General features: G+C 39.0%; 18 protein-coding genes and 1 tRNA gene (1 of these 19 running past the window's edge). 10 read left to right on the top strand and 9 right to left on the bottom strand.

The window, feature by feature from the left end; all coding sequences use genetic code 11:
* Positions 1-1,104 carry the 3' portion of a 1-acyl-sn-glycerol-3-phosphate acyltransferase gene (locus LEP1GSC190_RS15310; protein ID WP_002748533.1) on the top strand. Its footprint begins 909 nt before the window's first position, so the window shows 1,104 of its 2,013 coding nt (coding positions 910-2,013); its start codon lies off the left edge, out of view; the stop codon is at positions 1,102-1,104.
* Between the two features lie 355 nt (positions 1,105-1,459).
* Here the strand turns inward: LEP1GSC190_RS15310 and LEP1GSC190_RS15300 are convergent, their stop codons facing one another.
* On the bottom strand, positions 1,460-2,638 hold the full coding sequence (locus tag LEP1GSC190_RS15300; protein WP_002748500.1) for a DUF1577 domain-containing protein: 1,179 nt from the start codon (positions 2,636-2,638) through the stop codon (positions 1,460-1,462).
* A gap of 659 nt (positions 2,639-3,297) precedes the next feature.
* The gene (locus tag LEP1GSC190_RS15295) at positions 3,298-3,705 is read right to left on the bottom strand and encodes an AAA family ATPase (protein WP_002748547.1); all 408 of its coding nucleotides are present in this window, start codon (positions 3,703-3,705) and stop codon (positions 3,298-3,300) included.
* A gap of 126 nt (positions 3,706-3,831) precedes the next feature.
* Between LEP1GSC190_RS15295 and LEP1GSC190_RS15290 the strand changes: the two genes are divergently transcribed.
* Positions 3,832-4,074 carry a hypothetical protein gene (locus LEP1GSC190_RS15290; RefSeq protein WP_002722966.1) on the top strand — a complete coding sequence of 81 codons (243 nt, stop codon included), beginning with the start codon at positions 3,832-3,834 and terminating at the stop codon, positions 4,072-4,074.
* A gap of 16 nt (positions 4,075-4,090) precedes the next feature.
* Here the strand turns inward: LEP1GSC190_RS15290 and LEP1GSC190_RS15285 are convergent.
* Positions 4,091-4,163: transfer RNA gene (locus LEP1GSC190_RS15285), tRNA-Phe, on the bottom strand.
* A gap of 94 nt (positions 4,164-4,257) precedes the next feature.
* Here LEP1GSC190_RS15285 and LEP1GSC190_RS15280 point away from each other — a divergent pair.
* On the top strand, positions 4,258-4,923 hold the full coding sequence (locus tag LEP1GSC190_RS15280; protein ID WP_002748470.1) for a protein-L-isoaspartate O-methyltransferase family protein: 666 nt from the start codon (positions 4,258-4,260) through the stop codon (positions 4,921-4,923).
* An 811-nt stretch (positions 4,924-5,734) separates the two neighbouring features.
* The gene (locus LEP1GSC190_RS15275; protein WP_002748542.1) at positions 5,735-8,161 is read left to right on the top strand and encodes a transglycosylase domain-containing protein; all 2,427 of its coding nucleotides are present in this window, start codon (positions 5,735-5,737) and stop codon (positions 8,159-8,161) included.
* On the opposite strand, the gene LEP1GSC190_RS15270 is transcribed toward LEP1GSC190_RS15275, so the two are convergent.
* Positions 8,139-9,692: an ABC transporter substrate-binding protein gene (locus LEP1GSC190_RS15270; protein ID WP_086004765.1), complete on the bottom strand. Its 1,554-nt coding sequence runs from the start codon at positions 9,690-9,692 to the stop codon at positions 8,139-8,141. The two genes, LEP1GSC190_RS15275 and LEP1GSC190_RS15270, sit on opposite strands and share 23 nt — an antisense overlap.
* Between LEP1GSC190_RS15270 and LEP1GSC190_RS15265 the strand changes: the two genes are divergently transcribed.
* From LEP1GSC190_RS15265 to LEP1GSC190_RS15255, 3 genes are all read left to right on the top strand, one after another.
* Entirely contained in the window at positions 9,692-11,581 is a 1,890-nt protein-coding gene (locus LEP1GSC190_RS15265) for an ABC transporter ATP-binding protein (RefSeq protein ID WP_051019755.1), read from the top strand. The genes LEP1GSC190_RS15270 and LEP1GSC190_RS15265 overlap by 1 nt on opposite strands.
* Positions 11,582-11,600: 19 nt before the next feature.
* Entirely contained in the window at positions 11,601-12,644 is a 1,044-nt protein-coding gene (lpxK, locus tag LEP1GSC190_RS15260; RefSeq protein WP_002748331.1) for a tetraacyldisaccharide 4'-kinase, read from the top strand.
* Positions 12,645-13,293: 649 nt separating this feature from the next.
* The gene (locus LEP1GSC190_RS15255; RefSeq protein ID WP_420844313.1) at positions 13,294-14,586 is read left to right on the top strand and encodes an LA_0442/LA_0875 N-terminal domain-containing protein; all 1,293 of its coding nucleotides are present in this window, start codon (positions 13,294-13,296) and stop codon (positions 14,584-14,586) included.
* On the opposite strand, the gene LEP1GSC190_RS15250 is transcribed toward LEP1GSC190_RS15255, so the two are convergent.
* Positions 14,568-14,891 carry a helix-hairpin-helix domain-containing protein gene (locus tag LEP1GSC190_RS15250; protein ID WP_002748333.1) on the bottom strand — a complete coding sequence of 108 codons (324 nt, stop codon included), beginning with the start codon at positions 14,889-14,891 and terminating at the stop codon, positions 14,568-14,570. The genes LEP1GSC190_RS15255 and LEP1GSC190_RS15250 overlap by 19 nt on opposite strands.
* 248 nt (positions 14,892-15,139) lie before the next feature.
* Positions 15,140-15,769: a YceI family protein gene (locus LEP1GSC190_RS15245; protein WP_002748610.1), complete on the bottom strand. Its 630-nt coding sequence runs from the start codon at positions 15,767-15,769 to the stop codon at positions 15,140-15,142.
* A gap of 15 nt (positions 15,770-15,784) precedes the next feature.
* On the opposite strand from LEP1GSC190_RS15245, the gene thiL reads away from it, so the two are divergent.
* Complete coding sequence (gene thiL, locus LEP1GSC190_RS15240; protein WP_002748366.1) at positions 15,785-16,729, top strand: thiamine-phosphate kinase; 945 nt, start codon at positions 15,785-15,787, stop codon at positions 16,727-16,729.
* Positions 16,730-17,232: 503 nt separating this feature from the next.
* Here the strand turns inward: thiL and tpx are convergent.
* From tpx to LEP1GSC190_RS15225, 3 genes are all read right to left on the bottom strand, one after another.
* Positions 17,233-17,748 (bottom strand): thiol peroxidase, encoded by a 516-nt coding sequence (gene tpx, locus LEP1GSC190_RS15235; protein WP_002760410.1) that lies wholly within the window; start codon positions 17,746-17,748, stop codon positions 17,233-17,235.
* A gap of 311 nt (positions 17,749-18,059) precedes the next feature.
* A complete protein-coding gene (locus LEP1GSC190_RS15230; RefSeq protein ID WP_002748389.1) occupies positions 18,060-19,754 on the bottom strand; it encodes a GAF domain-containing hybrid sensor histidine kinase/response regulator in 1,695 nt (564 codons plus the stop codon).
* 66 nt (positions 19,755-19,820) lie between these two features.
* Positions 19,821-20,294: an LIC13081 family protein gene (locus tag LEP1GSC190_RS15225; protein WP_002748595.1), complete on the bottom strand. Its 474-nt coding sequence runs from the start codon at positions 20,292-20,294 to the stop codon at positions 19,821-19,823.
* A 72-nt stretch (positions 20,295-20,366) separates the two neighbouring features.
* Here LEP1GSC190_RS15225 and LEP1GSC190_RS15220 point away from each other — a divergent pair, with 72 nt between their 5' ends.
* Positions 20,367-21,251 (top strand): pirin family protein, encoded by an 885-nt coding sequence (locus LEP1GSC190_RS15220; RefSeq protein WP_002748411.1) that lies wholly within the window; start codon positions 20,367-20,369, stop codon positions 21,249-21,251.
* Positions 21,252-21,845: 594 nt separating this feature from the next.
* Entirely contained in the window at positions 21,846-22,265 is a 420-nt protein-coding gene (locus tag LEP1GSC190_RS15215; RefSeq protein ID WP_173380550.1) for a DoxX family protein, read from the top strand.
* Positions 22,266-22,500 lie beyond the last annotated feature (235 nt).

Below are 22,500 nucleotides of genomic sequence, written 5' to 3'. Positions count from 1 at the left end.
GCTCTTCTCGTGGGTTCCAATCTGAACAAACACCAACACGGAACTTATAGAAATCTCTACAAGGGAAACGTTTCCGGTAAAAATATTCTCATCAAAGTTCCAAACGAGCCGGAAGAAAAAATCGTCGTGATCGGCTCAAGTAGTATGTCGATTGCCGTCGCCACTCTTCTTGCAAACAAGGATATTATGGTTTATCTCTATCATCCGGATCAGGCATACACGGAACAATGTAATACAGAAAGAAGAGAACTGAAATACTACCCTCTTTATAAACTTCCTCCGAATTTGGTTTTTACTTCCGATCCGGATGTTTTAAAGACCGCTACCTTATTTATTCAAGGAACCAATCCTTGGGAGCTTATCAATGTCTATCCGGAAATTCAACCTTACTTAAATAGGAACAAGGCCCCTTTTTTCAACGTGATCAAAGGTTTTACGAGTGCTGGTTTGATTCTCGACGAAGTACAGAACGCATTTGGTTTGGAAGACGATCGCCTCGGTGTAATTGCGGGAGCTTGTTATCCGGATCAAATTATGGAGAGAAAAATCTCCGGTTTCGAGATAGCGGCATCGAATGCGACTCTCATTTCAAGAGTTCAAAAACTTTTTACCAATGGTTATATCTTTCCAAGACCAGCGAGAATTCCGACCGACGTCAAAGGCGTCCAATTGGGAGGCGCTCTGAAAACGATCTACGCGCTTGCAATGGGAATTGTGGAAGGGTATTTCACACAGACTTTCGGCGGTAATGTGGATAATTCTCTCTTTCATTTATCCAATCGTTTTTTTACGGAGATGACTTCGATCGGCACCAAGATGGGTGGACAATCCGAGACTTTTTTAGGTCTTTCCGGTTTAACCGACTTTATGCTATCTTGTTTCGGAACGGATGCAAAAGATAGAAAGACGGGATACGATATCGCTTACGGTTCTCCTTCGGAAAGGATGTCGAACGGATTCTACGGTCTTAAAGTAATGCCGAATTTGATGAAAATAACTACAGAAAACACGCCGGTTCTTGCGGCCGCTTACGAAGTTGTAATCAACAAGAAGAATGTAAATGAAATCATAGAGATGTTGGAAGGTAGACTAGCAAGGGTTTGAGATCGGGTTTTTTAAGTTTTGTTTCCATTTGTAAGGATTTCAAACTTCGTGGGAATTCCCGCATTTTACCGGAATGGTTCTATCGAATCAGGTCGCCAGAAATCGACAGCAAAAATAAACTCAGGAATAAAAATTCTGCGAGACTGCATTTTTCCGTGCAAATTTTGTTTTATGTCTCTAAAATGTGGGAACTCTCGCGTTTAAAAAAAATCTAACTTTCTTAAATCGAATTCACGTTCAATCCATCCGGAAACAAACTCGTATCGAAAAAATTCAGAGGTCTTGAGATGGGCTCTAAATTTTTACAGATGCTGAACGAATTCAAAAATCATACTATACTTAAAAATGAAAACAATCAAATCGTGTTGGTTTTCAAACCAGTAAACTGTCCCTGACCTAAAAGTTCAATGTTTCTATAAAACTTTTCTCTTTCTCCAGGAAAAGAGGATTTACCTACCAGTTCCAGACCCAAAATCAGGTTACCGACTTCGTCGTAAGAAACCCAACGAATCGCTCCGAAAACTTTAAAATATCCTTGCATACGAATGTAAATGTCAAAAACGAATCCTGTGTGTTTGGGGAGAGTTTGGATCAAATGAGGATCCGTGATTTTAATACAGGTACCGTTATTGGAAATGTCGATAACCTGAAATTTTTCCGTGGTTAAAACGGTGTTGGACTCTTTAATTCGAGCGACCATTTCTTTAGAAAGTTCGGCTAATTTTTGGATTGTGTCTTTACCGAGAATTCTCTCCTTGTTTCTGACCCAAATATAACCGAGAGGGATGGATTGTCTAGAGTGATTGATATAAATAACGGGATATATGATTTCTGAAATAATTTTCTCGTCCTTGTATTTCTTCATCAGAGAACCGATTTCCTCGTGAATATCGTCTTCCACGCTGATTTGGTTTTCGTCCTTGGACTTATAGGATTCCTCCAGAGAAGTGTTTTCAATGTGGATGTATTTTTTGTTTCGTTTGACCAATTCGAATTTATCGCTCTGATCGGATTTGAAAACGTCTATTTCAATCAGGCCAAGATTATCCGGCTTTAATTTCGTTTTGTAATCTTCAAAACTGACCTTAACCAAAGTGGGAATGTTAAACAAAGACGCATCGATGACGGTTTTGGAAGAATTGATATTCGTGACGTGTACCGCGTCGTCCGGGATAACATAACGCGGAAATGCGCGGTTGGATTTGGCAATCGAAATTTTGTTTACATTGAATTCTACAAGTTTTGAATTGAGCTTTTTCAAAAAGCTACATTCCAATTGAACGTATTTAGCGAGAATTCGATACAAAACGATTTCCTCGTTTTCCGGAAATTCCTTTTTGTTCGATAACTCCACTACGATTTTTTCTCCGTCATCCACGTATTTCTGAATGGTCGCAGTTTCCCCATCTGGGTTTCCTTTTATATTCAAACTTTGCTTTAATAAATGTTTTTCAATAATGTGTTTCCTTTGTTCCGGAGAATTTATGACATCTAAATCTCGATTTTTCAGTTTTGTACCATTCATTGAACTCATCATCAAATCCTTACTCAATACAAAGTATAGACGTCTTGTATAGAATGAATTGTAATTCGGTAAATATAAAATTTATTATATGAATTCTCAAATTATAGAATCGATAGTTTTACAGGAATAAAATCATTCCTTTTGAAAAAGAAAGGGAAGAAAAAAGAGTTCGGAATTGAATTTTCTTTTATATCCGCGTTATTTGATTTTGTGCCTCGAAGATCCAATGCTCATTGTGTCAGAATATTTTAGAAAATACAGGTCCGATTTGGTTTTCTCTGAAATCTGTGTAGGATTCTTGTCAAACCTGATTTCTACAATAGGGTACCATGAATTTTGAGACAAATTCCCCGTTTAGATGCAGAAACCTTGTTATATAGTTCTCGATAAGATTCAGTAAGTTTCCCCTACATCAAAGCAAAGAAGTCCGTTAATTTATCAAAAGCTTGTCTTAAAATTTTAGAATCTAGTATGGGAATCGAATAATAAAAAAGACCGTTTGAAAGCTTATAAACTTACTCTAAGAGACGTAATCTGTAAGAATTACTGCGTTTTGTTGGAAACTTGTTGAATGATTTCTCTTAATAGTTTATGAGAAATTTTGAAATCACTAAAAAATGGTAGATTATGTAAATGGACGTATAAGAGACATAGAACCATAAAAATATTCATTCTAAAAGATTTTCGGGTAAAAGACGAACTTGGTATTTTGAGGCCATCTTTTTCAAAGATTCATCGTCGATAAAGTGAGTATTTTTTCCGTTATGATAGTTTTCCACGGTGACTACGAAAACCGTATATCCGAATTGGGATGCGATTTGAAAGTAGGGCTTCATTTCCCAAGAAAGAGTAAACGTATTATCCAAGAAAATTTTCGAGGTCCCGTTTTCCGCTTCTTTACGAACTCGTTCCTCGCAGTATTTGTATGCGAGGTGGTTCTTCTTATAATCGAAATTGTATTCTTTCGTTTTTGGATCCGTAAAGTAGTCGTCTACGTTGAAAATGGGATATCTTCCATTTTCGGATAAGAGTTTGGCGAGTGTACTTTTACCGGTTCCCGGTAGACCTCTGAGCAAGATGAAAGACTTTTCCACGTTCTTTTACTTTACAAATACGTTGAATTTGATTAGCCTATAAGAAATATCCAGCAAGAAATTCTTTCGTATTCGAAAGAGCGTAAACACAAAAGGTTTAGGAATAGAATGAAATATTTAGAAACGGAACAAGTTATTCCCTCCAAAGGAATGTCTTATACAATGTACGAAGTGGAAGGCGAAGATCAGATTCAAAAGATGATGACTTACATTCCCGACACGGACGAAATTCATATCTATCCGAAACCTCCAGTTAAAAAATTGTATAAACCGGAACTTTGTAAGGTGATCGACGAAATCGTTTTTGCGGAACTTTGGAAGTTAGGGGAAGAAAGAAAAACAGCCCGGTAAAAAAGCTAATGAGTTCTGGCCTCGGAGAGAATCGAACTCCCGACACAAGGATTTTCAGTCCTCTGCTCTACCGACTGAGCTACAAGGCCGAACCCATGAACAGGATAGAAAAACAGCCTTCACTGTCAACGAAAAAGATCGGAAGCTACTCATTCTCCACGGATCATCGTTAGGGAGAGATCAATGTCTTTTTCATCTAAGATTTGTAATCCGATCCTTCGTGAAAAAGAGAGAAAGAATATGGTCGATTTCCAAATCGTTTCTCGAGGAATTCGCAATAAAGAAGTTCTCTCAGCGATGCGTTCGATTCCAAGAGAATGTTTTGTTCCTGATACTTACGTTTCGCAAGCGTATGACGACAAACCTTTACCAATCGGATATCATCAAACGATTTCACAACCGTTCATGGTTGCATGGATGTCTCTACTTCTTGAAATTCGAAAAGGCGATCGAATTTTTGAAATCGGTACCGGCTCAGGTTATCAAAGCGCCGTTTTAATTTTTCTTGGGGCAAAGTTATTTTCTGTTGAATTCTTTGAATCTCTTCATAAAATCGCGGTTCAAAATTTGGAACTTTGGAATCAGGGTTGCACTCGAACAAATCATTTCGTTAGCGGAAATGCGACTCAAATTCTCAAACCCGAACTTCAATTTGATAAGATGATTTCCTGCGCTGCTCTTCCCGATCTTCCCGGCGTGGAGAGTTCCTACTTTCACTCTCTAGTCCCGGGAGGAGTTTTTATTTTTCCTATGGGAAAGAAAAAACAATTTTTAATAACCGCAAAAAGGAATTGGAACGATTGGTCTTTTGAATCTAAGTGTGAAGTGAAATTTGTTCCCTTACTTTAAACTCTTTTCGGGATCCTAACTTCAAGTAATTTTTGACACGAATGGTAAACTACCTGATAAGACATCTTTTGTTATTTCAAAAATCCGCTAAACTCTATTAAGAGTTCGTTTTTAAAATCTCAGAATGTAGGAACTCCAACAAGAATTGAACAACAATAAAATCTATTCGAAAGCATCTATAGGGACGTAATCTGTGGGAACTCCTATATTTTATTACGAACTTACTGAATGATTATAACTGATTTCTTTTAAGGATTGGGGACAAACTTTTATTCGAATCTTGAGAGCAAAACCGAATATTTGCTTCTAAGAGAAATCTTCCGCAATTTAAAAAATCTATGTCATTAGACAATTTCTTATAGAAATTCGAATTCTGGAGTTTTTACTGAGAACAACTATATACAAGTACCCAGAATTTTTGTATCTAAATGGGAAATTTATCTCTTTATTATGTAGATTCTAATAAATTCGTCTTGTGGGAGTTGCGCAAACCGCTTCAGTAATTTTCGATTGACAACCGGTGGTTTTAAATTTCACGGCGGGTTCCTAAGTTTTGACCGGAATTCTATTTCGGAAAATTTCTAATACTTTACAAAGATACGGTCGTTTCTATTGTCTTTCTCTGAGGTCTGAAAAGGTAAGTAACCGTTTCCAAAAAGAAATTTAGTAAGTCGTGATAATTTCGATTTCGGGTCCTCTTATAAGACTTCGTCTCAAAAATCTTTTCGTTGTTTCAGAACATAGTGTGAAGGGATGAAAGTTTCTTTTTGAGATAGTCTCTCTAGTAGAATATTGGACTTTAGGACAGGCGATGACATTTGGCAATGAAAAAATATTCTCCATTTTTAATATACTCAAGGAAGGTTTTGTAGGCTTTTTCCTTTTCGTAAAAGCGTATTGGAGATTTGTGTTCCGTTATGTGATCATTGCGGTCATCGCGTTCGCTTCTTTTTTGATCGGCGGTTCTTACGTAGTCTGGTTGACCAAAAAGGACGAAATCGTTTCCAATTTGGATAAGTTCAAAGACGAAGTCACAAATTATTACGAAATCAGTCAGATTCGTCCTATCCGAATTTTGGATCGAAACGGAAAGTTAATTGGAGAATTTTCGAGAAGAAAGTTTAAACCAATCCGCACCGACAACCTTGCGGAACACGGGAACGTCATTTGGGCGCTTCTTTCTTCCGAAGATAGGGAATTTTACAATCATCACGGAATCAATTACACTGCGCTTTTACGGGCAGTTATCATCAATCTCACCACCTTTCAAAAACAGGGCGGGTCAACGATCACTCAACAGCTCGCAAAACTGACCTTGGATTTGGGAGCGAGAAATATCTTTAATAAAATTACGGAATTCTATTGTACCTTTTATCTTGAAAGCCAGTTTGACAAGAATACGATTCTTTCCATGTATCTCAATCGGATTTTCTTAGGTGAGGGAAATACCGGAGTGGAGGAAGCTAGCCGTTACTATTTCAATAAGGCCGCCGCGGAACTTACTCCGGAGGAAGCGGCTATGCTCGTTGGGATTATTCCAGCACCTTCCAATTACAATCCGGTTCGAAGTTTAAAGACCGCTCTCAAAAGACAAAAGTTAGTTCTTACTCCTATGTCCGAAAATCAACATTTGCACCCTAATCCTTCCAACATTGAAAGGAATTTCTCCAAAAAGATCGATGCAAATCTAAAAAAATTCAGAACCTTTTACAATGTGGAACTTACAAAAGACGGAGAGAAGGAATTTTACTCTTCCGATATCGCTAGATACGGTTTTGATAAGGACTTTACGGTCAATCTCGCCCCCGATTTTAATTACGGAATCCGCCAGCGTATCTTGGATACGTTTTCAGAAATCGATATCGAAACCAGAGGAATGAATGTTTATACAACTCTCGACTACGATAAACAAGATGCCGCCGAAAAATCTTTAAGAGAAGGAATCGAATCCGTCCGTAAAAAACTGAACGATGTAAAAGCCGCCTACGTGAAAAAAGGTAATTCGGAAGAGGTAAGAATCCAACAATCCATCATAGACAACATGAACGGATCTTTGATCTCGATCAATCCCGGAAACGGTTATATCGAGGCCATGGTTGGTAGTTACAAAATCTCTAATATATTTAGACTCAATCGAGCGGTCTCTGCGCTCAGACAACCCGGTTCTACAATCAAGGCTTTGGTCTACGCAATCGCGTTTGAAAACAGGATTATTACTCCTTCGTCCACGGTTGTGGATGAGGAAATTAACATCCGAGGTTATTCTCCGAAAAATTGGTACAAAGGTTATAAAGGGGAGATCACTGCCAGGATCGCGTTTGCACAATCGGTCAATACGATCGCCGTGAAATTGTTAAACGAATTCGGTGTGAACGACTTTTTGGAAAAAATTTCGATGATCTTGGATGTGGACAAGGCAACTCTTGAAAAAAGATTCCAGCCGAATCTTTCTTTGGCTCTCGGTTCGGGAGAACTGTCGCCGATGGAGCTTGCTTTGATTTATGCGACGATTGCAAATGGGGGAAAAAAAGTTACTCCCATTCAAATCCTAAGAATTGCGGATTTTGAAGGAAGTGAAATGTTTTCCACACCTTTGAAAGATCCGAATGAAGCGATTCAGATTTTAGATCCGGTTGCCTGTGCGGAAACGATCAATCTTTTGGAAGCGGTATTAAGCGAACAAGGAACGATGAAACTCAAATTGAAAGACGAAGACTTTTTTCCTATGGGCGGTAAAACGGGAACAGTTCAGTCTCCGAAAGAAGCCCGTAAAAAATGGGGATCCCGTAAGGGAGTAAGAGACGCTTGGTTTGCGGGCGTGAATCCCGATTTAGTTACGACAGTCTGGATCGGTAACGACGTGGGCGCTCCGTTCGAAGGTTCAGGTTCTGGAATCAGCGGAAATATCTGGTTTCGTTATGTGAACTATATAGCAAAAAACATCGGATTTTCAGAAACGCTCGTCAAACCGTTTAACGGCGATTTTGTGAAAGTCGATGTATGCGGAGAGACCGGTTTGCTGCTGCATTCGTCCGTTCCTTGTTTGTATCCCTTGTACGGTCAATATTATTACATCGGGGAACAACCTTCCGCTCCTACCGCTACAACTTCGGAAAATTCCACACAAGAATTGGAAACGGCTACAACTGAAAAAACGGTTCTTCCTCAAGAGGAAGAAAATGACGCGGATTCTGTCGAACTTGAACTTCCGGAAGTTACAGATAATCCTCCAAACTAGAATAACGTTTCGCTTTTTCGGATATTAGAAAAGTCTCATGCGGTGACCAAAGAAAAATCCAAGGATATTCTCTCAAAAGAATTTGTAAGGCTTTGGTCGTTTCCGAATTCAAGGAATCTGAATTCCTTGCTCTTGAGAATATAACTTCAAGTTCCTGATTTTCGTAGTGCGCTCGATTTCCTCCGTTGCCTTTATCTTTTCCCGAAAACAATGGATCGATAAAGTGCCAAGCTCCGGGTAAATCCGCGTACCAAAAAAGCAACGTTAGATCACCTTTCTCTTCCGCGTTTTCCTTATAAAGGATCGCTTTTTCCATCGGTCGGATTTTTATTTTCAATCCGAGTTCTTTTAAAAATCCCGCCAATGCCAGCCCATTCGCGTTATTTTCCTCGTCGCCACGCATTCTAAAATCAATTTCTCTTTCGAGTATTTCCGGATAACAAATGGACTTTTTCAAGTATTCCTTGGCTTTCTTCGGAGAATGAGCTTGTATCGAAAGTATTTCTGGATTTTCAGCAATGATCTCTCGCATCTCCGTTTGTGATACATTTCCGGGCGGAATCGGACCGAATGTGGAATTGGCATTCCCCTCTAACAATTTTTGGATTACTAATTTCGTATCAACGATTGTATTTAAAGCTTTTCTAAAGTTCTTGTCAAAACAAGGCTCTTTTGCTTGGATCGCGATGTATTGGATCCCTTGTCCTTTTCGAAACCGGAGATTCTCTTTTTTGATATGGGGGTTTTTGAGTAAAAAATTTGGCAGACGCATCAGATCCATCCTTCCCTTGGAAAACAAAAAAATTCCGGTGGAAGCTGACGCTAAGATTCTCAGTCGAATTCTTTTAGGGAGGTCTTCGGTTGTGTAAGGATTTTTTTCAAGAAGGATGTAATTATTTTTTTTCCATTCTTTAAGAAGGTATTTGCCTGCTTTTGGAATCGAAGTTATATTATTTTTTTCTAATGTTTTAAGAGAGTCCGCTTCCAATTTTTTATTGTCCCCGTTTATACAACAAACGATTCCTGCGGGGGGAAGGGAAAGGGCGTCTATTGCTTGTCTGAGTCCTCCAGAGATTTTCAGTTCAACTTCCTTTTGGCCGAGAATGTTGATTTCTTTGATAAACTCGTATTGATTTTTTCTCGGACTGGGAGTGGTTACGAGTCTTAGTAGAGATTCTCGAACCTGTCCCGCTTTTAATTCTTCGCCGTTGGATAAAAAATGCGACCTGAGTTTGAGTTTGAGAGAACGGATTTCTCCCGTACCGGACAAGTGAAACGATTCGACGAGTTGATATGCGGGTTTACCTTCTGGAGTTTTTTGAAATAAAAACGGATATAAAAATTTTCCAACAGTACGGGAAGATAAATCGGTAGAAAATAACGGATCCAGACTGATCGGGTCCGAAGGTATGGAAAGAATCAATTCTTCCGGGTCTTCTTCCCTGAAACCGCAATCGGAAAAAAGAAAGGACAAAACAAGGATTCCTGCAAAAAAGGTTAGTGAAGTATTCAAAAGACTAAACCTGTCCAATGAACATCTATAAACGGCTCCTAAAGTATTCCTTCAAGTACAAATACAGATTAACTTTGGGAATCGTACTCTCCTTTTTCGTTTCGGTTTTAAATGGGGCTTCTCTTACTTCCTTGATTCCGATTTTCGATTCTCTTGGCACCGGAGAAAAAACGAATTTCGAAATCTCATTGACCAAAAAAGATAAAGCTCTTTTACAACGTTTGCAAGAAAAAGATTCTTTCTCCAGGACTGAGTCGATTGAGCTTCGACTTGCGGAGTGGAAGACACAGCTAAATTCTTCCTTGAAGAATATGAGCCATGACCAACTTGTTTTACTTTTTTGTTTTGTCATTTTTCCTGTCTATCTTTTAAAACTCACTTTTCTCGCGGCGGCGGTTTACTGCATTAATTCGGCGGGTTATCTCGCGATTCGGGATCTAAGGGCGGAATTGTATGCTAAGGCTCAGACTCTTCCTCTCAATCACTTCGTACAAGAAAAAACGGGAATCCTAATGAGTAGAATCATTAACGATGTAGAGGTTCTCGGTAAGCTAATTAGTTCGGATTTGAAGGATGCAATCATCGATTTTTTTTACATCGTCACACATTTACTTCTTCTTCTATATCTGAGTTGGAAGATGTTCCTCGCGGTTTTCATCGTAGTTCCGATTGTGATGGGTCCGGTCTCGGCGTTCGCTGACAAGATCCGTAGAGCAACCCGCAATCAACAGGAACGTCTTTCTTCGTTAAACGGACATCTTCAGGAAGTGATTTCCGGTATTAGAGTGATCCGTGCTTTTTCCATGGAGAAGACAGAAGCAAAACGTTTTTGGGAATTCAACCAGGACCTTTCCGATAAAACTTTCAAAGGTCATTTTTATCATCAGGTCGGGCCTTCTCTGACGGAATTATTCAGTTCGATCGTAGCCGTGATCTTTCTGAGTTTCGGAGCGTATCTTATGGAAGACGGAACATTTTCTCGCGGAATGTTTATGGCGTTCTTTTTGACTCTGATCTTTTTGATGAGACCGTTCAAACAAATGAGTATGCTTTCCAATTCAATTCAAAGCGCCATTTCGGCGGGAAGTCGCGTGTTCGAGTTATTGGATCAAGAGACGGATATTCAAAATCCCGTAAGTCCCAAGTTCCTAAAAAAAATGGAGAAGGGGCTGTCGTTTAACAACGTGACCTTCACGTATCCGGGTGCCAAAACTCCTGCAATTCAGGAAATCAATCTGGAGATTCCAAAAGGGGAAACCGTTGCCTTGGTGGGCGCATCGGGAGCCGGAAAATCCACGTTAGTCGATCTCGTTCCGAGATTGATCGATCCTCAGGAAGGACAAATTTTTATCGATGGTATCGATATCCGGGAATTGGACCTGAGTAATCTTCGTAAAAGAATCGGAATCGTGGCTCAACAAGTCTTTTTATTCAACGGAACGATTCGTGAAAATATCTGTTACGGAAATCAAAGTGTGACTGAAGAACAACTTTGTTCTGCCTGCGATCAGGCGTTTGCGATGGAATTTATCCTTTCCTTTGAAGAGGGTTTTGATACGATTGTGGGGGAACGTGGAGTGATGCTTTCGGGTGGTCAAAGACAAAGAATCGCGATCGCTCGTGCTTTACTTCTCAATCCGGAAATTCTGATTTTGGATGAGGCGACTTCGGCGCTTGACACAGAATCGGAAAGATTGGTTCAGCAAGCTCTGGAGTCTCTTTACAAAAATAGAACTGTAATCATTATTGCCCATAGACTTTCCACGGTACAAATTGCAAACACCATCTTTGCGATGGAAGACGGAAGGATCGTGGAATCCGGCACACACGCGGAGCTGATACAACTTGACGGTAAATATAAAAAGCTCTACGACATCCAGTTTGTCGAATCCTCGGAAAGCGTATAATGTAAAAACATTATTATTCATGAAATCGTTCAACCCTCTTTCGTTTTTGCATATCGTTTTGTTTCCGGTCCTCTATGTGCTCTCCTTTATTTATCGTGTTCTTTTTTTATTCGATCAAAGGCTTACCGAAAAGAAAAAACTTTCCGGAGCCTTTGTAATCAGCGTGGGAAATATTTCCATGGGCGGAACCGGAAAAACTCCGTTCGCGATTTATCTTGCAAAACTGATTCATAAAAAATTTCCGGAAAAAAAAATCGTTCTTTTGTCCAGAGGTTACGGTGCGACTGGATCTAAACATGGACATAGAGTTTCACGACGATCCTCTTCTAGGGAAGCTGGAGACGAACCTCTTCTTTTGAAAAAACATCTTCCGTTTGCTGAGGTTTGGATCGGAAGAGATAGACATTCCACCTATTTCCGTTTTAAGGAAGAATTGAAAATGGAGGAAAATCCGATCGTGATTTTGGACGACGGATTTCAACATCACGCTTTAGAGAGAGACGTGGATATCGTTTTATTGGATTCGAGTAGGATTCGCAAGGAACGTTTTTTAATCCCTGCAGGAAGTCTGAGAGAACCGATTTCTTCCCTACTCAGGGCGGATTGGATCGTATTTTCAAAGTATGAACTTTCCGCGGAGAGGATCGTGCAGAATATTCAAAAAAAATTCTCGAAAAGAATTCTTCGTTTTTCTTTGGAACCGGATAAGCTTTTATCTCCCGATTTGCAAATGGATTCTCCGAAAATATTCTGCGATAAAAAAGTATATGCGTTTACTGGAATCGGAAATCCAGAAATTTTCTTTTCGATGATTCGAAAATTTCAACCGGTCGAATTGGAAACCAGAACATTCCGAGATCATCATTCTTATACGATTGAAGATGAAAACACTCTGGATACGATCGCAAAAAATTACGATTATCTCGTATGCACCGAAAAGGATTTCATCAAAATTTCGAAATCCCCAAAGAATTTAAGGATTCTTCTCCTAGAAAGTAAACTCGATGAGGAGGAAACGCTCAGCTCTTTTCTCAAGAATAAGCTTATGTCGGAAACGTTTTGATTCTTTTAAGGACCAAATTTTACCTATTCTAGATATGACCGAAAAATCTCTAAGAAGCCTGTTCCAAAACCTCAGAACGTAGGAACTCCAACAAGAATTTAACAACAATAAAATCTGTTCGAAAGCGCGTAGCCTGTGGGAACTTTTACGTTTTATTACGAACTTACTAAATGATTATAATTGATTTCTTTAAATCTTTTCAAATCCGGGTACAGACGAATTACGAGATTCTTTTTTATCATTGGGATTCTCTTCAGAGTTTTCCTAAAACGGCTTTACTTCTTGCTTTATGTTTTGAAATTTCGTTAGGTGATACGATAAAAATCCGTCCTATCCAAAATAGGACGAGAAGCGTTTTTCTCATTGTGAGAGTTCGTGTAAGTCTATGAGTGTTATAGAAATATGATATGATTTCAAACGACTCATACAATTCTAACTTTTGAAAGCAGTTGTTCCGGTAGCTTGGTATGTTACTTTTACAGATCACTCCGAGAACTTAAGCGTCGCCGCTTTCTATGGATCAGGCCGTTGGAAAAGATAATTTCTGATTCTTTTCAACTGAATTTCGTTCTTAGAAATTTAAATCGAATTGCAGGATTCAAACCATATGTTAACATTCCTCGATACGGTACCTCCGATAGACAAACTTATGAAAAAAATTATTTCATATTCAATTTTCGTTTTTCTGTTTTCATCAGTTTCACTTCGGAGCGAAGTTCTCCTTTTAAAATCCGGCAAGCAGGTGGAAGGTAAGATCATCAGCCAAGATAAGGAAACCGTTACGTTTAAGTTTACGGATGGAACAACAAAAATTTTCCAAAAATCGATCATTCGAAAAATTTCTTTTACTAAAATTACAGGGCCTATCTCTAAAAAAGAAGAGGTTCGAAAAAACAAAGAGGAAGATCAAAAGAAAAAAGAAAAGGAACTTGCTGAAAAACGGAAATCCAAGGAAAAAAATGTCGAAGAAAGGAAACGGGAGCTTATAGATTCAAAAAGGCATTATCTTGAAGTTTCCTTCGGGGTTGGAAATGGAACCGAACAATCTGAGCTCCGGCCTTTTTATCAAACCATTCAATATGCAGGTTTGGCTTTTAGTAGTTCGGGGCAGGCGGAAATTCTCACCAATCCATACAAAACACCAAACAATGGTTTTACGACTCGGATCCAGTACGCTTGGAATCGTTTTACGCTTGAGTTACGGGGAACGGAAGCGAAACATAATATCGACGTGAGCGGATTTCAAACTCTTGCTTTTGGAACTGGAGGTTCAAATTCGTCTGGTGAAAAAGCGGTTAACGGAATCTTTGGAAACGCAAATACAAAATTTCAAAAAGTTTCTTCCCGCATCGGTTTTACTCCTTACCCACATCCCATTCTGGATCTGCAAATTTTGGGAGGTGTCGAGAGAATTTGGACAAACACAAGTCAAGAAGTGGATAGTCTGGGGCCGTCGACGGCGAGTGGAGTCAACCCGAGTCGCATTAGCTTTCGCGAATATTCAAGTCATCATAAAGGGTACAGTTTCGGAATCGGGTTAGAATGGAAATTCCTAAAACGATTCGTATTTCAAGGACAAATTCTTCGTTTGGATATGGCGAGTCCGTCTTCCTTTAAAAATTATGAATATAGAGTCGATGGTTCAAATGCGGCGTTTCGTCTCAATCAAATTGGATTGGACTATTGGTGGAAATCGACCGGAACCGAAATTAATCTTAAACTTTCTACAAAGGTGAAAGGAAATTGGAGTGTATTCTTGGAAATGAGTAATATGACCTTAAAGAACACTCTCCAAACCGGTTATATATCTGATAATGAAGATAATCAGGAACAAATTGGACTGAAAATTTTCGGACCGAAAATTTTGATTCCGATGTTATACGAATCCAAGACGATTCTTACTTATGTTCAACTCGGTGTTAACTACCGTTTCGATTTCTGAATTTTTTTAGTGTCTTTCCAATTCCACCATTTTAACTTTTCCGAATTCGGTTTTTTAGTATTCAAGGAATAGTGAACACAACGGAATACGTAAAGCATACAACGGTCCACATAGCCACCGTGAAGTTCGCAACAACGAATGTACAATTTTTCCGGATCAGCTGATCGAATCTCGTCCAAACTTCTAAAACCCAAATTCCAATAATCCATCGCGATCGATTTTCCAACTCCGGGTAAGGTTTTAAATTCTTTTAGGATTTTTTCCGAATGTCCTTCGATAGATTTAGAATATTCTTTTTTATTCATGGACTACTCTTAAGGATTTTACTTTCGTTACGTTTCATTTTCTAATATTTCGATTCATGGGGTAAAGATTATTGAAAGCTTATTCTGAAACCTTAAGAAAAATTGATTACAATCATTCGGTACGTTCGTATAAAATGCAGGAGTTCCCCCAGATATTCCCGAACGTATTTCTAAATAAGGTTATGCACGAGATAGAAAGATATTCCAAAAAGTGCAACAGCAAATTCAAGGCAATCCTTTCCGTTTTGCTACTTGCAATCCGCCTTGAGTTGAGTAGAAATTGTAAGTTCGACTTCCGGCCAAAGTTTAGAAACTCCGTCTTTTCCTTTATGCAAATCTTTGCATACTTGATTGAGTGCGTCAATTGCCGCCAGAGCTTTAAAGTTTCCGAGCTCCAAATTTGAACTCACACTAAGCTGATTTTCTTTTTGGAGAGTGAAACTTGCGTTCAGATTTTTGGTGACCCCGTTGAAAGTCAGGGAAATGATTCCTTTCCCGGAGGTTTTGTCGGAATTTAATTCTGCGGAAACGACCTTCCCCTCGATTTTTCCATTCTTTTTCAAAGGATAAAAAAATGCGGACTTAATCTTTGCGTCTCGATCGTTATTTCCCGAGTTAACCGTATTCGGGTCGATCGTAAACTTCATTCCTGTGAGGGCTTTTTCGGGGGAATTTCCGGTCTTCGTTCCGACCACTTGGATTTTGTCAAAAGAACCACTGACCCCGGTTTTTTCCGTAAATTTAAAGGCTTTCCAACTAAACTTCGTACTCGCGTGATCATATGAGTATATGCAAGTTTGGTTTTTACCGGTGTCCTGAGAAAATCCGGCGACAAAAGGAAGTAGGATCAAACAATAGAATAGAATGATTTGTTTCATAGTCTTTCGACTAATTTGAAATCAGAAAGAAAGTCAAGATTTTTAAAGGAAAATTTGAATTTGAAAGAATCGGAAATCATTCGTGTTCTCTATCCACCCGGAGCCGCTCAAACTGACGACTGTTATCTGGACGAAGAGGGGCGGATCTTTACAACCGACACAATCTGCGAAGGAACTCATTTTAGAACCGAGTGGAGCGGCCCGAAAGAAATAGCCAAGAAACTCGTGGAAGTGAACGTTTCCGATATCGCTGCAAGCGGCGGAGTGCCGACTAAAGCGTTCCTAAATTTAGGTCTCAGTTCCCAATGCTCCAAGGAAGAATGGATTCGTCCTTTTTCTTCCGCATTACAGGAAGCCTTGTCTTTTTACAATATCGAACTCTGTGGCGGAGATACTTATCGTTCTCCTTCTCTCAATCTGACTTTGACCTTAATCGGTGTTACGGCCCGACCTTGGAAACGTTCAGGTGGTAAAAACGGAGATTTTCTTTATCTCACTGGTTCGGTAGGTCTTTCTCTGCTCGGTTACAAACTTTTGAACGAAAGTTTGAAGGTGCCGGGACCGCTCCGAAACCTTGCCTTGGAAAGACATCTTACTCCCAAAGCGAGACTGAACGTTTCCAAAGAACTTTCGAAACGCTTTCCGGTTTCCTGTTGTATGGATCTTACCGACGGGCTTTTACAAGATCTTCCCAAGTTGGCTTACTCTTCGAAACTCGGGTTGAAAATCGATTTGGAAAAAATTCCTTCCGATGCTTCCGCTTATTTAAGTTTGGACGAGATTCTCAGTTCCGGGGAGGAATTAGAACTTATCTTTTTAAGTTCGGAAGAACTACCAGGTACATTAGATAAAATTAATATTTCAAAAATCGGACAAACAACGCAGGATTGGAAAGGAGTTAAATTCTTTCAAAGAAACTCGGAGAAAATCTTCGAATTTCCCGGATTCCAGCATTTTTGAACTTCAAAAAAAGAAAATCGGCATAGATAAAGGAAAATTTCTACAATGCTCCCTACGAGTCCGTGCTTGATGTTCTCGAACGAACTGTTCTTCCAAAATTCGTTTCTACTGGGAATTATATGACAAGGTCTGTGCCTAAACCGGTGGATTGTCTCAAAATTCATGACAACCTATTATTTAGGAATCGGTAATACAAAGAATCTGTCCTAAAACCTAAGAATTGTAGGAACTCCTACTGGATTTGGCGGTGATTTAAAAATATATAAACTTCCCAAAGAAACGTATCGGGATTGCTACATTTTGTTATTAGGTACTGATTCCTTCTACGATTTTGGGACGACTAAATAAACAGAGATTTGAAACAAGTGTAAGCTCATTTCTAACTATGTGAAAATTTTATCAGAAAATTAATTTACGTAGAGATGGAGCGTAGATTAACTTTTCCATGCATCTTACGGCATGATGTTCGATTCCGAAGAACAGGCCGTAAGGATTGGATTTTTTTACAGTGCAGCCTTGGCTGCGGCAAGTGCCGCTTCGTAATTCGGCTCCGACCCGATTTCGGAAACAAGTTCTACGTAACGAACCGTATCCGATTTATCTACGACAAAGATCGCTCTTGCGGAGAGTCCTTTGAGCGGACCGTCTGCGATATGAGTTCCGTACGCTTTTGAAAACGAGAAATCTCTAAATTGAGATCCTGTTACGAGATTCGGAGAATTGATTCCTTCCGTGGAACAAAAACGTTTCATCGCAAAGGGTAAATCGCCCGAGATAATCAAAGTCGCAATGTCAGAAAGCCCTGCCGCTTTTTCGTTGAAAACTCTGGTTTCCAGAGCACAGACTGAAGTATCCAAACTCGGAACGGCTACGAGAATTTTCACTTTACCCGAGTAATCTTTAAGACTGAATTCGGCGAGATCCTGTTTGATCACTTTGAAGTCGGGAGCCTTATCTCCTGGAGCAGGAATTTTTCCTTCTAACGATACGGGATTGCCTTTGAGTGTAACTTGTGCCATTTTAATTTTCCTAAGTAATATTATATTTAAAGAATATACGAAGAATCGTTTTACGACTTTTAAATCTGAATTTAACCCGATTTTTTGCAAAATGATCTTTTGGTGCAAGAAAAAACCTTATATCGACTTTATGAAAGAATCAAATTCGGCGCTTAAAAATTTTGACCGAAATTCAAAATTGTATATAGGATCGGCTATGTTGGGATCATGAGTGGTCTGAAAATTCGTTTATGAAATAAAAAAATGGAAGTTAAAGTTTAAAAGTTGTCGACCCCGATCGAGCTGTAAGTTGTATCTAAGTGAAATTGTCTTTATGTTTTTGAATTTTTCCTGGCAATAAAATGATTCAGTAGATCGGCGATTTCCTCTTTACGAAATGGTTTGCTGATGTATTCATTGATGCCGGACGCCAGACAATCTTCCTTGTCCTCTTGACTAGTATTCGCCGTCATAGCAATGATATAGGGGCGGATGGACTGATTGGTATGTTGTGTAAGAATTTTGGCAGTTTCGATTCCGCTTAGTTCTGGCATTTGAATATCCAGAAAAAAAACGTCGGTTCCCTTTGTTTCTATATGATGTAGTGCTTCGATCCCGTTGGAAACGATCACCGGTTTGTACCCCAACTTTTCTAGAACTTTTTTGATCAGCATTTGATTGGTTTCATTGTCCTCTGCTACAAGGATTCTTAGGTCTTGAATGGATGCTCCGTTTGTATCGGGGTTCAGTTTTTTGGGTTCAAAGTTTACTTCCGATCTTTCAGCGAGAGGAATCCTGCCCGAAATTTCAAAAACGCTTCCTCGATTTATGACGCTTTGTGCGGTCAGTTTTAAATTCATCATTTCTGCAAAACCTTTGCTGATCGCAAGGCCGAGTCCGGTTCCTCCGTATTTTCTCGAAACGGAAGTATCCATCTGCGTATAGGCTTGGAATAACTCTTTGAGCTTTTGTTCTGGTATCCCGATTCCGGTGTCCTTTACCCGAATCCGTATATCGCATTGTTTCGAATCGGATTTGATGTCGAATTCAAACTCGATCGATACGCTTCCTTTTTCGGTGAACTTGAAAGCGTTTGAGATGAGGTTGACTAAAATCTGTTTCAGCCGGTTGGGATCCGTCGAAACGATCAAAGAGGGGGGTTGATCTCCAACCATTTTGAATTCCAAATTTTTACGTTTTGCATCCGTCTCAAAAAGATAGAACATGTCCCTTAATAGATCCATAAGATCAAAGGCTATTATTTCGATTTTCATATGAGACGATTCTAATTTAGAGAAATCTAAAATATCATTTAGGAGGTTAAGCAAAAGGTTGCCGCTTCTTCGAATTATGTCAACGTATTCTTTTTGTTCCGGTTGAAGTTTCGTTTCCGATAAAAGACCCGTGACTCCTAAAATTCCGTGAACCGGAGTACGGATCTCGTGGCTCATATTCGCAAAAAATTGATTTTTAGATTTTTGGAGTTCTTCTTTTTTTTCGTGAACCAGAACTAGTTCCCGGTTCTTTTTAATCAATTCGAAGTTTGCGATGACCTGATTGGATAACACTTCTAGAATTATTTTCTGTCTAGAATTTAGTTTTTTCGGTTCAGTGTCAAATACACAAAGAGTTCCAACATTAAATCCTTCAGGTGTTTTTAGGGGTGCGCCCGCATAAGAACGAATATAAGGCGGGCCTAAAACGAAAGGGTTGTTTTGAAATCTTTCGTCTTTTAAGGTGTTTTCGATTTCAAAAATTTCATCTTGAATAATTGTGTATTGGCAGAACGAAATGTCTCGTGGAATTTCGGAAATATTCATTCCGATTTTTGATTTAAACCAAAGTCGATTCGTGTCGATCAAAGAAATGAGTACGATCGGAGAGTCGCAGATATAGGCCGCTATCTGTGTAAGCGAATCGAATTTTTCCTCCGGAATCGTATTTATGATCTGATAAGAATGTAGGGCATCGAGTCTTTCCTTCTCGTTAAATGGAATAGGAATTGAATGATTCTTAGATGTTTCCACGGATTTAAACCGGGAATATTCTTTCTAAAAAAATAAAATTAAGCAAGAGGAATTTGAATCGAAAAATTAAATTCGAATGATTTGAAAATGTTTGGGAGAATCGGAACCGTCTCGGTATAAACAATTCTGCAATTGTCTCATTTCTTTACAAATTCTTTGTCTAATTCTCGAAGCAAATGCCCATTCTCCGAAGTGATAAGGATATTTAAGTTTAGAATGATTTGTAAAAGTTATTTTAGTTCCTCGACTTGAAATTTGAAATGTATAGATGTCCCTTTGGTCTATAAATGAACTATGAATTTCCATAATCATTCGGGAATTTGGAGTCCATTCCTTTGCGAAATAATTTGCTTTGAGTTTGAAAGGTCCAAAAGAATAGAGTAATTCATAAACGGGAAAATGGTTTCCATTCTTGGAAGGAATTGGCGAGACATTGGAAATTCTATCCCCCCAATAAACTAAGTTTCTAAAATCCGCCACAAATCGAAAAGCATCGTCTAAAGAATATGAAACTAAAAAAGTTACAGTAGTCGTTATCATGGTTGTAACCGTTGTATTTATCTTAATAAAGTATTTGTACAGTGACCAGAAAGCAAGAGGAGCGCTTGATTTATGAATCTGAGAAAAGTGAAAACTATCAGACCGTCTTTAAGAACCACCGAAGGAGGAGGTTTTCCGGTACGGAGGCCCTTTCCCGTTCGAGATTTAATTCAGCTGGATCCTTTTTTGTTATTAGACGAAATGGGACCTGTGGAATATAAACCCGGAAAAGCGATCGGTGCTCCAGAACATCCACACAGAGGATTTGAAACGGTCACTTATTTATTGACCGGAGAGATGGAGCACAGGGATTCATGGGGGAACTACGGAAAATTAAAATCCGGAGATGTTCAGTGGATGACGGCGGGTTCCGGTTTGATTCATTCCGAATTACCTTCAAACGATTTTCAGAAAAACGGCGGCTGGATGCACGGTTTTCAATTGTGGGTCAATTTGCCTTCTTCTCAAAAAATGAGTCATCCTAGATATCAAGACACTCCTTCCGAAAGAATTCCCGAAGTTGAAACGTCCGATGGAAAAACAAAAATTAAAGTTATCGCGGGAGAAGTGTTTGGAACAAAAGCCGTAATCGAAACTAAAATTCCGATTTTATATTATCATTTTCGTCTAACTCCGGGCGCAGATATTACCATTCCTGTTCCTGAGTCGTATAACGTGTTTGCTTTTCCTTTTTCCGGAGACGGAATTTTATATACTGAAAAAGGAAACATCCCCTTAAAAGAAGGGGAGATGGTTTGGTTTGAAAGAAGTAAAGGTGATGTTCGATTTTCTTTACACGAGAATTCCCCGAACGATTGGCAATTTCTTTTGATTGGAGGAGAACCGGTGGATGAACCGGTTGCAAGGTATGGTCCTTTCGTGATGAATACTCAGGAAGAAATCTCTCAAGCTTTTTACGATTTTCATTCTGGAAAGATGGGCACAATTAATTCGTAAAACGTTTTATTCTAATATGAAACTTTATGTTCCGCAAAGAAACATAAAGTTTGAAAATTTTAGACGAATGTTTTCTTTTTAAATTCGGCTTGGTTTGGGATGGTCTCCACCCTTATTTTGAGGTTTTGTCTTATGTTCTTCTTTTATTTCAATTCGGTTTAAATATAAATTTACTAAGTCGATCAATCTCTTCTAATTTTAAGCGGAACTCCGTTACCGTTTAAAAAAGTCTTTAACGATCGATCCTAATTTGCAAACTTCCGGTTCCGTTTATTTCGACGCCGGATTTTCTATGATCGGGAGAGAATCCTTGTTTTCTTTGGATTCTTTAGGAGTAAGTTTAAAAGATCGGAACCTGGAAATTTTAGGTTGGACAAAGATCATTTAGGGCAGTCCGCAAACAATTGAGAAATTGTCTTTGGAAAACGTCTCTAAAATCAAGAGATATCTTTGTTCGAAACGGGTTTATCTTCGAATCCACAAAGAATCGAGAAGGCGGTTTTTAGCAAATTTTGATAGTTCTTCCCTTGCAAAAGTTTTGGAAAAAGGTATGATATCACTAACCTAAAAATCTGGAGGTAAGCTATGGATCGTTTGAACCGTTGGCTACAAGAACATCGGGATTGGTTGGTCGATTTTCTTCGAATTTATCTTGGAGGAGTTTTAATTTATAAAGGTCTGGAGTTCTTATACGATACGGACGCGTTGATTCGTTTGATGGAAATGAACAATGCTCCTATGGCATCTACGTTACTCGCTCATTATATAGTAATTGCACACATCTGTGGAGGGGTTTTGCTTTTGTCGGGATTATTGACTCGTTTCGCGGCGCTTCTTCAAGTTCCCGTACTGGTCGGAGCGGTTATATTCATTCATGGTAAGGAAGGATTTATGGCTCCTGGATCGAATCTTCCGTATGCCGCGATGATTCTCCTTTTGCTTTTCCATTTTTCTTTATATGGGTCGGGAAGAATTTCAGCAGATTATTATATAGAAACGCATAAGAGTGTATAACGTTTATAAACGTTATAAAAACATTTTAGAATTTGAAAATTTTCTTTTGTCAAAGTTTTGCACTATTGAGCGTTGGTTTCAAAAACCTAAAAATAGAGGACTCCTACATTTTTAAACGACAGGAAAAAATATACAAAAGCGGTATCAACCGCCAATGCGATTAGTCTATGGGAACTCCCAGATTTTTTAGAAATTGTCGGATCGTTTAGAAATATTTTTTTCAAGATTTTGAGGC

Source organism: Leptospira mayottensis 200901116, from assembly GCF_000306675.2.
In the GTDB taxonomy this organism is placed as follows: domain Bacteria; phylum Spirochaetota; class Leptospiria; order Leptospirales; family Leptospiraceae; genus Leptospira; species Leptospira mayottensis.
The sequence above is the reverse complement of the archived record's forward strand: the minus strand, read 5'-3'. Positions and strand labels throughout refer to the sequence as shown.

Excerpts from the sequence above, each read along its gene's own strand:
- LEP1GSC190_RS15300 (WP_002748500.1), bottom strand. The coding sequence starts at position 2,638 with ATGAGTTCAATGAATGGTACAAAACTGAAAAATCGAGATTTAGATGTC.
- LEP1GSC190_RS15245 (WP_002748610.1), bottom strand. The coding sequence starts at position 15,769 with ATGAAACAAATCATTCTATTCTATTGTTTGATCCTACTTCCTTTTGTC.
- LEP1GSC190_RS15265 (WP_051019755.1), top strand. The coding sequence starts at position 9,692 with ATGAACATCTATAAACGGCTCCTAAAGTATTCCTTCAAGTACAAATAC.
- tpx (WP_002760410.1), bottom strand. The coding sequence starts at position 17,748 with ATGGCACAAGTTACACTCAAAGGCAATCCCGTATCGTTAGAAGGAAAA.
- LEP1GSC190_RS15290 (WP_002722966.1), top strand. The coding sequence starts at position 3,832 with ATGAAATATTTAGAAACGGAACAAGTTATTCCCTCCAAAGGAATGTCT.
- LEP1GSC190_RS15250 (WP_002748333.1), bottom strand. The coding sequence starts at position 14,891 with ATGAATAAAAAAGAATATTCTAAATCTATCGAAGGACATTCGGAAAAA.
- LEP1GSC190_RS15225 (WP_002748595.1), bottom strand. The coding sequence starts at position 20,294 with ATGATAACGACTACTGTAACTTTTTTAGTTTCATATTCTTTAGACGAT.
- lpxK (WP_002748331.1), top strand. The coding sequence starts at position 11,601 with ATGAAATCGTTCAACCCTCTTTCGTTTTTGCATATCGTTTTGTTTCCG.
- LEP1GSC190_RS15255 (WP_420844313.1), top strand. The coding sequence starts at position 13,294 with ATGAAAAAAATTATTTCATATTCAATTTTCGTTTTTCTGTTTTCATCA.
- LEP1GSC190_RS15220 (WP_002748411.1), top strand. The coding sequence starts at position 20,367 with ATGAATCTGAGAAAAGTGAAAACTATCAGACCGTCTTTAAGAACCACC.
- LEP1GSC190_RS15280 (WP_002748470.1), top strand. The coding sequence starts at position 4,258 with ATGTCTTTTTCATCTAAGATTTGTAATCCGATCCTTCGTGAAAAAGAG.
- LEP1GSC190_RS15275 (WP_002748542.1), top strand. The coding sequence starts at position 5,735 with ATGACATTTGGCAATGAAAAAATATTCTCCATTTTTAATATACTCAAG.